Raw genomic sequence first — 11832 nt, 5'->3', positions numbered from 1 at the left:
GGACGGGCACGGGGACGGGGACGAGGGGTTCCGACCGTACGACGACGGCGGTGACGGCGACGCCGTACGGCGGGAGGACGGCTCGCGCTCCGGCGAGGGCTCGGCCGTCGGCAGCCGTCGCCGTGGTGGCGGCCCCTCGCACAGTACGGGTGGCGGCGCGCGTGGCAAGCGCGGCGGGCGGGGTGGCCGGAGGCGTGGCCTCGGGGAATCGGGCGACGGCCCGGACGACGGGGGACCACAGGACGGGGGTTCGTCTTTCTCGTCGAGGGCCGAGAAAGGCGAATCCTCCGGGGACCCGGCTGAGCGGGCGCGCGGGATCTGTCTGCGCCTGCTCACCGGGACCCCGCGCACCCGTAAGCAACTCGCGGACGCCCTGCACAAACGCGAGATCCCCGAGGACGTCGCGGAGGAGGTGCTGTCGAGGTTCGAAGAGGTCGGACTGATCAACGACAGCGCGTTCGCCGACGCCTGGGTGGAGTCCCGGCATCACGGTCGGGGCCTGGCACGACGGGCCCTTGCCAGGGAACTGCGCACCAAGGGTGTCGACTCGGCCCTGATCGACGAGGCCGTCTCCCAGCTCGACTCGGAGCAGGAGGAGACGACCGCGCGCGAACTCGTCGCCCGCAAGCTGCGCTCCACCCGCGGCCTCGATCGTGACAAACGCCTCCGCCGTCTCGCCGGCATGCTCGCCCGCAAGGGCTACCCCGAGGGCATGGCCCTGCGCGTGGTCCGGCAGGCGTTGGAGGAAGAGGGGGAGGAGACGGAGGGGCTGGAGGACGAGGGGTACTGAGGCGAGGGACGCCGCCTCGGTGGGCAAGGGGCGGGGGAGCGAGCCGGGGCCGCTCGGGCCGGGCTCATTGCCAGTCGGACGGGCGCTCGACGTGTTCCAGGCGCAGCACCTGGCCCGTGCGGCTGAAGCGGCGGATACGGGGGAGGGGCGGGTAGTAGGCGTGGACGGAGATCGCGTGCTCCTCGGGGGACTCGTTGAGCACCTCGTGGACATGGTGGCGTCCGAAGGAGCGCCCCTTGCCGGCGGACAACTGCCGCTCGCGGTCGACGCCTTCGGTGAGTTCGAGGGTCTTCCAGCCGTCCGTGGGCAGCCGGGCGGCGAGCGAGTACTCCTTGAGTTCGCCCGCCGCGGTGACGAAGGCACCCACCGAGTCGGCGTGGTCGTGCCAGCCGGTCCCCGTGCCGGGCGGCCAGCCGATGAGCCAGGCCTCGCTGCCGCCGGGGCCTTCGAGCCGCACCCAGGTACGGCCCTCGGGATCGAGTGGGAGGGACGCGATCAGCTCGGCGTCGGCGGCGGTCCGGCGCGCGAAGTCGAGCAGCTCCGCCTGCGTGGGGGCGGAGACGGTCGGAGCGGAAGTGGGGGGAACAACGGGGGACACAGACACGGGTACCGTCCTGAAGTGCGTTCGCTGGGGAGCGCGCGGCTGCACACGGGTGGCGCGCGAAAGAAGAGGGATGCGAAGTCAGCAGGACGGACGACACACGCAGCCCGCATAGCGGACGAGGTCCATATGGACCCTCCGCCACAGGCGCGTAGAGGTGTCGGTCACGGACCGGAGTACACCATGACCGGCCCGGAGGGTCAACTCACTGTCACTATGTGGACACGCAGTGACGGCGTCGACGAGGGACGCGGGTTGCGCAGGGCAATCTCGACGTGCGCTCGTGGTCTCGACGACGCTCGTGGTCTCAACGTGCGCTCGTGGCCGCGTCGCTGGTGTCGGGCTGTTGCTTCGCCCCGCCCAGCGTCGCCTCCGCGGCCGCGTACAGGTCGGCCGGGCGCACGCCGCTCAGAGCGGTGACGAGGTACCCGTCGGGGCGGACGAGGAGGACGGTGTGGGCGGCCGCGCCCGGGTAGGCCTCGGCGACCAGCAGCTCGGCCGGCCGCGGCAGGGCGGAGACGGCGGCGGCGAGACGGGGCATGATCCCGGCGCTCATCCAGTGCTTGCGCTCCCACACCCCGGTCCCTGGCGCGATCAGCACGACCAGCAGTGCCCCGCGTCCTAGGCGGTCCCGCAGCGGTACGAAGGAGCCGTCCTCCGCCGTCACCTCCACATCCACGACCTGGGTGCCCGGCAGCGTGTCGACCGGAGTTTCCCCGGCGGCGGGTAGAGGCATCAGCGGCGAGTCGGAGTACGCCCCCGGCGCACCCAGCGCCCCGCGCCCCAGGTGGCCGTCGGCCAGCAGCGCGTCGTGGCCCCGGGCCGAGCCGGGGACGTACGACCGCAGCCCCTTGCCGCCGCGCAGCAGGGGCAGCACCTGGTCGGCGGCGCGCAGTCGGGCGGCGACGGCTGCGCGCCGTTCCGTCTGGTAGCTGTCGAGCAGGGTCTCGTGCGGGCCGTGGTGCCAGGCCAGGGCCAGTTTCCAGGCGAGGTTGTCGGCGTCCCGCAGCCCCTCGTCGAGTCCCTGGGTGCCGAGGGCCCCGAGCAGGTGCGCTGCGTCGCCCGCGAGGAAGACCCGGCCCACCCGCCAACGCCGGGCGAGCCGGTGGTGCACGGTGTGGACACCGGTGTCCAGCAGGTCGTACGGCGGTGTCGACCCGCCCGTCCAGCCGGCGAGGGTCTCGCGGACGCGGGCCACGAGGAGGTCCGGCGTCACGAGGTCCTTGCCCGGTGGCAGGAGCCAGTCGAGACGCCAGAGACCGTCGTCGAGAGGCCGCGCGGTGATCTCCCCGCCGGACGGGCCCGCCGTGCGCCAGGGCGGCATACGGTGCAGCAACGCTTCGCCGGGCCAGGGGAGTTCCGCGCGCAGCGCCGCCACCGCGTGCCGTTCCACCGCCGTACGGCCGGGGAAACGGATGTCCTGGAGCTTGCGGACCGTGGAGCGGGGGCCGTCGCACCCGACCAGGTAACTGCCGCGCCACCAGGTGCTCTTGGGCCCGCGGGTGTGGGCCGTGACGCCGGACTTCTCCTGTTCGAGCGCGTCGAGCCGGCTCTCCACGGCGACCTTGACGAGCCGCTCACCGGCGATGGCCTCGCGCAGGGCGGCGGTCAGGACGTGCTGGGCGATGTGGAGCGGGGGGAGGTCCGCAGAGGCCTCGACGATGTCCTCGGCAACGCCCCGTCGGCCGTTCGCGCCCTCCCGCGCCGAGGCCTGCGTTTCGTCGAAGCCGGTCTGTCCGAACCTGACCTGACGCATCACCTGCTTGCGCCGCATCGACCGCCATCCGGCCCAGCGGAAGCCGAGCCGGGAGAGGGGGGCGCCGGACAACCGTTCCAGCAGTGCGGCCGTGTCCTCGTTCAGGACCACCGTCCGTGCCGGCCGCTGCTCGTCCTTCCCCGGTCCCTCGTCGAGGACCACGGACGGCACGTCCTGGCGCGCCAGCGCGAGGGCGAGCGTGAGCCCCACGGGCCCCGCGCCGACGACGATCACCGGATCCACGGCGCGGCGCCCCCTGCCCGACGTGACGTCCCGGCGGACGTGGGTGAACAGGAAGTTGGAGCAGGGTGCACGATCACAGAACGTATGCAACCCATTGCCGGTGCTTGCGTCAAGTGACGGAGGGCAGTGGCGATCATGCCACTGCCCTCCGGGGAGCGAAACGGGGGACATCCTGGGCGGATGTCACCTGATCACCTGTCAGGTGCCTGAGCCTCCGCCTTGGCCGCCTTCGCGGCCGGCGTCACCGATGCCGATGCCGCCGAAGGCGCCTCCCGCGCCGGTCGCCGCGGTGCCCTCGATCGCCGCCGGGCCCAGAACCGCTCCGGTCGACTTCTTGCCGCGCCGCAGCCGCTGCTCAAGCCAGCTCGCGAAGGTGGTGATGATGAAGTTCAGGATGATGTAGATGATCGCCACGACAACGAAGCTCTGGATGACATTGCCGTAGTTGGCAGCCACCGTACTGCGCGCGTTGAGGAGGTCGGTGAACTGCAGCAGCACACCACCGAGCGCCGTGTCCTTCACGATGACGACGAGCTGGCTGACGATGGCCGGGAGCATCACGGTGACCGCCTGCGGCAGCAGGATGCTGCCCATCGTCTGGCCCTTGCGCAGACCGATCGCCTGGGCGGCCTCCGTCTGGCCCTTGGGGAGGGCGAGGATGCCGGCGCGTACGACCTCGGCGAGGACCGAGGCGTTGTAGAGCACCAGGCCGGTGACGACCGCGTACATCGGCCGGTCCTCGGTGCTGACGCCTGTCGAGCGGGCATAGACCTCGTTGGCGAACAGCATCAGCAGCAGGACCGGGATCGCCCGGAAGAACTCCACCACGGTGCCAGCCGGAACGCGGACCCATCGATGGTCGGAAAGACGCGCAATGCCCAGGAGCGCGCCCAGCGGGAGGGCGATCACCATGGCGAGCCCCGCGGCCTTGAGCGTGTTGGCGAGGCCGGGCAGCAGATAGGTGGTCCATGCCTGGGACGTGGTGAAGGGCTTCCAGAGACTCCACTCCAGCTGGTCCTTCTCGTCCATCTTCTGCCACACCCACCATACGAGGAGGGCCAGCAGGACCACGAAGACCACCGTGAGGATCACGTTGCGCCGTTTGGCCCGGGGGCCGGGGGCGTCGTAGAGGACGGAACTCATCGCTTCACCGCCAGTCGCTTGCTCAGCCAGCCGAGGATCAGGCCGGTGGGCAGGGTCAGTACCACGAACCCGAAGGCGAAGACCGCGCCGATGAGCAGCGTCTGTGCCTCCTTCTCGATCATGCCCTTCATGAGGTAGGCGGCCTCCGCCACACTGATCGCGGCCGCCACGGTCGTGTTCTTGGTCAGCGCGATCAGTACGTTGGCCAACGGGCCGATGACCGCGCGGAAGGCCTGCGGCAGCACGATGAGTCCGAGGACCTGGCCGAAGCTCAGGCCGATGGCGCGAGCCGCCTCGGCCTGGCCCACGGGCACCGTGTTGATGCCGGAGCGCAGTGCCTCGCAGACGAACGCCGCGGTGTAAGCGACGAAACCGAGGACCGCGAGCCGGAAGCCCTGGACCTTGAAGTCGTCGGGGGCACCCATCGTCATACCGAAGATGTCGGCGAGGCCGAGCGAGGTGAAGACGATGATGACGGTGAGCGGGATGTTCCGCACAAGGTTCACGTAAGCGGTGCCGAAGCCCCGCATCAGGGGGACGGGGCTGACCCGCATGGCGGCCAGCAGGGTCCCCCAGACCAAGGAGCCGATGGCCGAGGCGACGGTGAGTTTGACCGTCATCCAGAAGGCGCCCAACAGGCTCGGGTCGTCATAGTTTGAAAGGAAGTCGAACACTGTCTCCCGCGCTTCCGGGTGTGTGGCATACGTGGCAGGCGCAGAGCGCCGCCGCCCTTACCGCGCCTTGCGGCGGGCGGCGGCGCGCCTGCGAGAACCGCGCTGGGCGCGGATACCCGACTTACTTGATGTCGCCGATCTTCGGGGCGGGCTCGTTCTTGTAGTCGGCCGGGCCGAAGTTCTCCTTGACCGCGGTCTCCCAGGCGCCGTCGCTGACCATCTTCTCGAGGGCGGCGTTGATCTTGTCCACGGTCGCGGTGTCGCCCTTCTTGACGCCGATGCCGTAGTTCTCGTTGCTGAGCTTCAGGCCCGCGAGCTTGAACTTGCCCTTGTACTGCTCCTGCGCGGCGTAGCCGGCGAGGATCGAGTCGTCGGTGGTCAGGGCGTCCACGGCACCGCTCTGCAGACCCGCGAGGCACTCGGAGTAACCGCTGTTCTCACGCAGCTGGGCATCCGGGGCGATGGTGTCCTTGACGTTCTGCGCCGAGGTGGAACCGGTCACCGAGCAGAGCTTCTTGCCGTTGAGGTCCGTGCCCTTGCTGATGTCGGAATCCGACTTGATCAGCAGGTCCTGGTGGGCCAGCAGGTACGGGCCGGCGAAGTCGACCTTCTTCTTGCGCTCGTCGTTGATCGAGTACGTCGCCGCGATGAACTTGACGTCGCCGCGGGCCAGCGCGTTCTCGCGGTCGGCGCTCTTGGTCTCGACGAACTCGATCTGCTTGGCGTCGTAGCCGAGCTCCTTGGCCACGTATGTGGCCACGTCGACGTCGAAGCCGGAGAAGGAACCGTCGGGCTCCTTCAGGCCGAGACCGGGCTGGTCGTACTTGATACCGATCTTGATCTTGTCGCCGCCGCTGGAACCGGAGTCGGAGCCGTTGTCGTTGCCGTCGTCGCTGCCACACGCGGTGGCGGTCAGGGCGAGGACGAGGGCGGCTGCTGCTGCGGCGGAGGCCTTGCGGAGCTTCATGGTGAACATCCTTTGCGTGGTGAAGAGATGCGGACCGTCATGGTGCGGGTGCCGGGGCCGGATGGGGCCCCGGCAGGGCCGTCAGTGGTGCAGGATCTTCGACAGGAAGTCCTTGGCCCGGTCGCTGCGGGGGTTGCTGAAGAACTGGTCCGGCACAGCCTCTTCGACGATGCGGCCGTCCGCCATGAACACCACCCGGTTGGCGGCCGAACGGGCGAAGCCCATCTCGTGGGTGACCACGACCATGGTCATGCCGTCCCGGGCGAGCTGCTGCATGACTTCCAGGACCTCGTTGATCATCTCGGGGTCCAGCGCCGAGGTCGGCTCGTCGAAGAGCATGACCTTGGGGTCCATGGCCAGCGCCCGCGCGATCGCGACACGCTGCTGCTGACCGCCGGAGAGCTGTGCGGGGTACTTGTCCGCCTGGGTTCCCACGCCGACCCGGTCGAGCAGGTTCCGGGCCTTCTCCTCGGCCTGCTTCCTGTCGGTCTTGCGGACCTTGAGCTGTCCCAGCATCACGTTCTCGAGCACGGTCTTGTGCGCGAAGAGATTGAACGACTGGAACACCATGCCGACGTCCGCCCGCAGTCGTGCGAGCGCCTTGCCCTCCGCGGGCAGCGGCTTGCCGTCGATCGTGATGTCGCCGGAGTCGATCGACTCCAGCCGGTTGATGGTGCGGCACAGGGTGGACTTACCGGACCCGGAGGGTCCGATCACCACGACGACCTCGCCCCTGGTGATCGTCAGATCGATGTCCTGGAGTACGTGCAACGCGCCGAAGTGCTTGTTGACGCTCTTCAGGACGACCAGGTCGTCGGCCGCGGGCACCGCGTCCTTGACCACCGAAACTTCGGTCATCGCTTTGGGCTCCGTCTTCCTCGGTTTCGGAGGACAGTAGTGACCGGCGACGACCAGCGTCATTACATCTGAGCGAGAATTGAGCATAACGATCTGGTAGCCGGACGGACACTGCACGTGACGGGCCCGGGCGGGGTGTTTCGGCTGGATAACGGAACTCGTTCGGAACCCGTCCGGCCTTGACGGCGTCCTCACTCATCAGTGTGACTGCGAAGGGGCCGATACGCGCGTGCCCGGGATGCGAATCCGCGTAATGTGTGCCAGCCGAGACGCACAGATGACCGAAACGCATGACCCATCGAGCAGGAAGGGGCCGGAATGAGGCTGCTCCTCGTCGAGGACGACAACCACGTCGCCGCCGCCCTGTCCGCGGTCCTGGCCCGGCACGGCTTCGACGTCACCCACGCCCGCAGCGGCGAGGAGGCGCTCCAGGCGCTCGTCCCCGAGGGCAACGGCTTCGGGGTCGTCCTGCTCGACCTCGGCCTGCCCGACCAGGACGGCTACGAGGTCTGCGGCAAGATCCGCAAGCGCACCAGCACCCCGGTGATCATGGTGACGGCCCGCTCCGACGTACGGTCCCGGATCCACGGCCTCAACCTCGGCGCCGACGACTACGTGGTCAAGCCCTACGACACCGGCGAGCTGCTCGCCCGCATCCACGCCGTCGCCCGCCGCCGGGCCCCCGACGAGGCCGCGTCCTCCGGTGACAGCGGGCTGCGGCTCGGGTCCGTGCTCATCGAGCTGCCCACCCGGCAGGTCAGTGTGGACGGCTCGGTCGTCCAGCTGACCCGCAAGGAGTTCGATCTGCTCGCGCTGCTGGCCCAGCGGCCCGGGGTCGTCTTCCGCCGGGAACAGATCATCAGCGAGGTGTGGCGGACCAGTTGGGAAGGGACCGGACGCACCCTGGAAGTGCATGTCGCCTCCCTGCGGTCCAAGCTGCGGATGCCTGCCCTCATCGAGACGGTGCGCGGGGTCGGCTACCGGCTGGTCGCCCCGACGCCGTAGCGTGCCCGCGTGCGCACTCGTCTTCTTCCGCTGCTCATCGTCCTGATGGCCGCCGTGCTGCTGGCCCTCGGCATTCCGCTGGCGGTGAGCCTCGCGGCGGCGCGGCAGCAGGAGGTGGTCGTCGACCGCATCGACGACACGGCACGTTTCGCGGCCCTCGCCCAGTTCGTCACCGAGCGCCCGAGCGGATCCCGGGTGGACACCACGGACGGCCGCGGCGAGACCCTCCAGCGGGAGCTGGAGCAGTACTACCGGGTGTACGGCATCAAGGCCGGCGTCTTCTATCGTGAGAAGAGCCAGCCCTCCATGGCCAACGCCCCCGTGGAATGGGGCCGGCCCACCGAGGGGGAGGGGCTCGCCGCCTTCGAGGAGGCGCTGCTGGGGCGCCGCCCGCACGATCCGAAACAGGTGTGGCCCTGGCAGGAGGGCCGGCTCGTCGTCGCGTCCCCCGTCATCCACGACGGGGACGTGGTCGCGGCCGTCGTCACCGACTCGCCCACCGACCAGATGCGCTCGAAGATCCTGCGCGGCTGGCTGATCATCGGCGCGGGCGAGATCGCCGCGATGCTCCTCGCCGTGGGTGCGGCGCTGCGGCTGACGGGCTGGGTCCTCAAGCCCGTACGGGTGCTCGACGTCACCACCCACGCCATCGCCTCCGGGCGCCTCAAGTCGCGGGTCGCGGTGGCCAGCGGACCGCCCGAACTCCGGCGGCTGGCACGGTCGTTCAACGAGATGGCCGACAACGTCGAGGACGTGTTGGAGCAGCAGCGCGCCTTCGTCGCGGACGCCTCGCACCAACTCCGCAACCCGCTGGCCGCGTTGCTGCTCCGCATCGACCTGCTCGCGCTCGAACTGCCCGAGGGCAACGAGGAGATCGCCTCCGTCCGCACTGAGGGCAAACGGCTCGCCTCGGTCCTGGACGATCTGCTCGACCTGGCGCTCGCCGAGCACGCGGAGTCCGATCTGCGACTCATCGACGTGGGTGAACTCACCGCCGAGCGTGTGGCGTCCTGGTCGCCGCTGGCCGACGACAAGGGAGTGTCGCTGGTCGGCACCTGCCCGGCCACCACCGCCTGGGCCGATCCCATCGCCCTGTCCAGCGCCCTGGACGCGGTGATCGACAACGCCCTGAAGTTCACGCCGGCCGGGGAACGTGTCGAGGTCCGGGTCGCCTCGAACGGTGAGACGTCCTCGGTCGTGGTCACCGACGGTGGGCCCGGTCTCAGTGACGAGGAGCTGGAGCGCGTCGGCGACCGCTTCTGGCGCAGTACCGCCCACCAGAACATCAAGGGCTCGGGCCTCGGGCTCTCCATCTCCCGGGCGCTGATCGTGGCGGGCGGCGGCTCCATCGCCTACGCCCACCACGAGCCGCACGGCCTGCGGGTCACGGTGACGGTGCCTCGGTCGCGTCCGCCGGCCTAGGGGTCCTACGGCTTGGGGGTTCTTCGGCCTGGGGGTCCTACCGCCTGGGGTGAGGAGGAGTGGCTGGGACGACCCCTCAGGCCGCTGGGACGGGCCCCTGAGGCGGCTGGGAGGTCCACCTCCGGGCTACGGCTTGACCGACCGGTAGTACGCCCTCGCGCCCCTGTGCAGCCGCAGTGGGTCCGTGTAGATCGCGGTGCGCAGGTCCACCACCTGGGCCGCGTGGACGTGCTGGCCGATGTTGTCCCGACTCTTGAGGACGACGCGGGTCAGCCACTCGGTGAGCCGTGGGTCCATGTCCGCGCGGGTGATGAGCAGGTTCGCCACGGTCAGGGTGGGCACCGGGGCCGTCAGGATGGTCGGGTAGGCGTCGGCGGGCATCACGGACGCCCGGTAGTGGCTGAAGACCCCGCCCTGGTCGTGCAGCGCCGCCACCAGGTCGCTGCGGATGGGGACGAACCGGAAGGCGTACTTCTCCTTCTCCGCGAGGTCCGTCAGACCCTTCGTGGGCAGGCCGCCGGACCAGAAGAACGCGTCGATCCTTCCGGTGCGCAGGGCGTCGGGGCTCGTGCCGATGGTGTCGCGCCGCGCGTCTATGTCCTTGTCGATGTCCAGCCCGTCCGCCGCCAGCAGACGTTCGGCGATCAGCCGTACGCCGGAGCCCTCGGGCCCGACGGCGACCCGTTTGCCCTTGAGCTCCGAGACGTTCTGGATGGTCGAGTCGGCCGGGACCACCAGCTGCACGTAGTCGTCGTAGAGCCGGGCCACCCCGCGCAGCTGATCGGCGCCGGGCTGGTCCTCGTCGATGTACGTCTGGACGGCGTCGGCCGCGGCGATGGCGAAGTCGGCCTGCCCGGTGGCGACCCGGCGGACGTTCGTCTGGGAACCGTTGCTCGGCATGAGCTGGACCCGCAGCCCGGGCATGTCCCCGGCGATCGCGTTCCGCAGCCGGCTGCCGTACTCCTGGTAGACGCCCCGCTCGGCTCCCGTGGTCACCGTGATCGTCCCGCTCGGGGGCTTCTCGCTCGGCCACAGCCACCACGCGAGCAGCCCGAGGACCACCAACGAAGCCACCGAGCCCAGCAGCGCGCGCCGCCTGCCGATGCGTGGGAGTACCTGGACCATGCGACGAGATCCTGCCAGGTCACCGGGCGGGCAGGCCAGGGCCGGACCCATCCGGTGCGAGCTCGTGACCTCGGTGCCGCCGGACCCCTGCGGGGCGGGGTCCGGCGGCCGGGGGCGCAGAGCGCGGTCAGCGGCCGGTGGCGACCGCCGTGCGCAGGCGCTCCAGCTCCCCGTACATGACCTCGCCCGGGCACTCCGTGGCCATCCAGTCCCGGTGGCCGCTGATCTCCGCGACCTCCTTCTGGGTGCCGTTGACCGGGTTGGTGTACGTCACGCGGGCCTGCGGGTCGACGCCGTGCTGGCGGACCAGGACCTTCACGAGCCGGGTCAGCGAGGCGCGGGCGGCCTCCTTGGGGCCCTGCCCGGTGAAGGTGCCCAGCAGGGCGATGCCGAGGTTGCCGGAGTTGAAGCCGCCCACGTGGAAGGCGGTCACCACCTTGCCGTCGGCGTCGTGCGCGGGCAGGCCGTCGTCGCCGGAGTAGCGGCCCTCGTAGATACGGCCCTCCTCGTCGATGAGGAAGTGGTAGCCGATGTCGCCCCAGTCGTTGGTGACGGCGTGCAGCTGGTAGATCGCGCGGACCGTGGCGGCGGGGTCCGGGTCGTCGTTGGTCATGGCCGTGTGGTGCACGGTGATGGTCTGGAAGGGGTAGAACGCGGTCGGCGAGTTCTCCGTGCCGTCCGCCTTGAACCGCAGCGACTCGTCGGCGCCCCAGGCGGCCCGGGTCAGGTACTGGACACCTCTGACGCGCGTGGGGTCGCTCGGAACCTTCACCCTCCGGTCCGGCCCGTGCTTGCAGTCGAGCGCCAGCGAACGCAGCCCGGTGGCTCCGTCGGGCGCCTTCAGCTCGTAGCCGGCGGCCTGGTCGGCAGCGATCAGCACACCGCCGCCGTTGGCGACCGAGCAGCCGCCGTCGCCGAGCGAGCGCCATGCGCCCTGGGTGCCGTCGGTGTCCCGCATCCGGATCTCGCCTCCGGTGGTCGCGTCGGTGCCGCCCCAGCGGACGCCCACGTAGCCGATGGGGAAGGCCGCCTCGACGGGTGCCTCGCCGGTGGCGGCCTCGCTGCGGGTCTTCGGGAAGGTCTCGGTCGTCGTGCCGGCCTCGGTGTCCTCGGTGCCGGTGTCAGCGCCGCCGGAGTCGCCGGTCGTGGCCATCACGGTCGGCGTGATCACGGCGCCGGCCGCGACCGCGCCGGCGGCGCCGATCACGGTACGGCGGGTCACCCGGGACTTGGCGCGGTGGGTGGGGG

Annotated in this window: 12 protein-coding genes; 3 read left to right on the top strand and 9 right to left on the bottom strand. The window is 70.4% G+C overall.

Annotation, left to right across the window (positions count from 1 at the left end):
• Window positions 1-790, top strand: a 790-nt coding sequence (gene recX, locus P1P70_RS30890) for a recombination regulator RecX (protein WP_319243617.1), incomplete at its 5' end; no start/stop codon positions are given.
• A gap of 64 nt (window positions 791-854) precedes the next feature.
• Here recX and P1P70_RS30885 read toward each other — a convergent pair.
• The 7 genes from P1P70_RS30885 to P1P70_RS30855 form a co-directional block, all read right to left on the bottom strand.
• On the bottom strand, window positions 855-1394 hold the full coding sequence (locus P1P70_RS30885; protein WP_319243614.1) for a cysteine dioxygenase: 540 nt from the start codon (window positions 1392-1394) through the stop codon (window positions 855-857).
• 78 nt (window positions 1395-1472) lie between these two features.
• The gene (locus P1P70_RS30880) at window positions 1473-1559 is read right to left on the bottom strand and encodes a putative leader peptide (RefSeq protein ID WP_316731559.1); all 87 of its coding nucleotides are present in this window, start codon (window positions 1557-1559) and stop codon (window positions 1473-1475) included.
• Window positions 1560-1698: 139 nt separating this feature from the next.
• The gene (locus tag P1P70_RS30875) at window positions 1699-3390 is read right to left on the bottom strand and encodes an FAD-dependent monooxygenase (protein WP_319243612.1); all 1692 of its coding nucleotides are present in this window, start codon (window positions 3388-3390) and stop codon (window positions 1699-1701) included.
• 198 nt (window positions 3391-3588) lie between these two features.
• Entirely contained in the window at window positions 3589-4533 is a 945-nt protein-coding gene (locus tag P1P70_RS30870) for an amino acid ABC transporter permease (protein WP_319243610.1), read from the bottom strand.
• On the bottom strand, window positions 4530-5207 hold the full coding sequence (locus P1P70_RS30865; protein WP_319243608.1) for an amino acid ABC transporter permease: 678 nt from the start codon (window positions 5205-5207) through the stop codon (window positions 4530-4532). The genes P1P70_RS30870 and P1P70_RS30865 overlap by 4 nt, the downstream gene beginning before the upstream one ends.
• A 121-nt stretch (window positions 5208-5328) precedes the next feature.
• The gene (locus P1P70_RS30860) at window positions 5329-6174 is read right to left on the bottom strand and encodes a glutamate ABC transporter substrate-binding protein (protein WP_319243606.1); all 846 of its coding nucleotides are present in this window, start codon (window positions 6172-6174) and stop codon (window positions 5329-5331) included.
• Window positions 6175-6255: 81 nt separating this feature from the next.
• The gene (locus P1P70_RS30855) at window positions 6256-7032 is read right to left on the bottom strand and encodes an amino acid ABC transporter ATP-binding protein (protein WP_230212727.1); all 777 of its coding nucleotides are present in this window, start codon (window positions 7030-7032) and stop codon (window positions 6256-6258) included.
• A gap of 318 nt (window positions 7033-7350) precedes the next feature.
• Between P1P70_RS30855 and P1P70_RS30850 the strand changes: the two genes are divergently transcribed.
• Both P1P70_RS30850 and P1P70_RS30845 read left to right on the top strand, forming a co-directional pair.
• Complete coding sequence (locus P1P70_RS30850) at window positions 7351-8037, top strand: response regulator transcription factor (RefSeq protein WP_184900077.1); 687 nt, start codon at window positions 7351-7353, stop codon at window positions 8035-8037.
• A gap of 9 nt (window positions 8038-8046) precedes the next feature.
• Entirely contained in the window at window positions 8047-9459 is a 1413-nt protein-coding gene (locus P1P70_RS30845) for a HAMP domain-containing sensor histidine kinase (RefSeq protein ID WP_319243601.1), read from the top strand.
• A gap of 126 nt (window positions 9460-9585) precedes the next feature.
• Here P1P70_RS30845 and P1P70_RS30840 read toward each other — a convergent pair whose 3' ends face one another.
• Entirely contained in the window at window positions 9586-10584 is a 999-nt protein-coding gene (locus P1P70_RS30840) for a TAXI family TRAP transporter solute-binding subunit (RefSeq protein ID WP_319243599.1), read from the bottom strand.
• Window positions 10585-10711: 127 nt separating this feature from the next.
• On the bottom strand, window positions 10712-11832 hold a 1121-nt coding region (locus tag P1P70_RS30835), incomplete at its 5' end, for a peptidoglycan recognition family protein (RefSeq protein ID WP_319243597.1).

Origin of the sequence: Streptomyces sp. MB09-02B, from assembly GCF_033794485.1 — a bacterium.
Lineage (GTDB): Bacteria > Actinomycetota > Actinomycetes > Streptomycetales > Streptomycetaceae > Streptomyces.
Note: the sequence above shows the minus strand (reverse complement) of the source record. Positions and strands in the feature narration are given on the sequence as shown.

Coding starts and splice junctions, on each gene's coding strand:
- P1P70_RS30870 (WP_319243610.1), bottom strand. CDS start 4,533: ATGAGTTCCGTCCTCTACGACGCCCCCGGCCCCCGGGCCAAACGGCGC.
- P1P70_RS30860 (WP_319243606.1), bottom strand. CDS start 6,174: ATGAAGCTCCGCAAGGCCTCCGCCGCAGCAGCAGCCGCCCTCGTCCTC.
- P1P70_RS30855 (WP_230212727.1), bottom strand. CDS start 7,032: ATGACCGAAGTTTCGGTGGTCAAGGACGCGGTGCCCGCGGCCGACGAC.
- P1P70_RS30850 (WP_184900077.1), top strand. CDS start 7,351: ATGAGGCTGCTCCTCGTCGAGGACGACAACCACGTCGCCGCCGCCCTG.
- P1P70_RS30840 (WP_319243599.1), bottom strand. CDS start 10,584: ATGGTCCAGGTACTCCCACGCATCGGCAGGCGGCGCGCGCTGCTGGGC.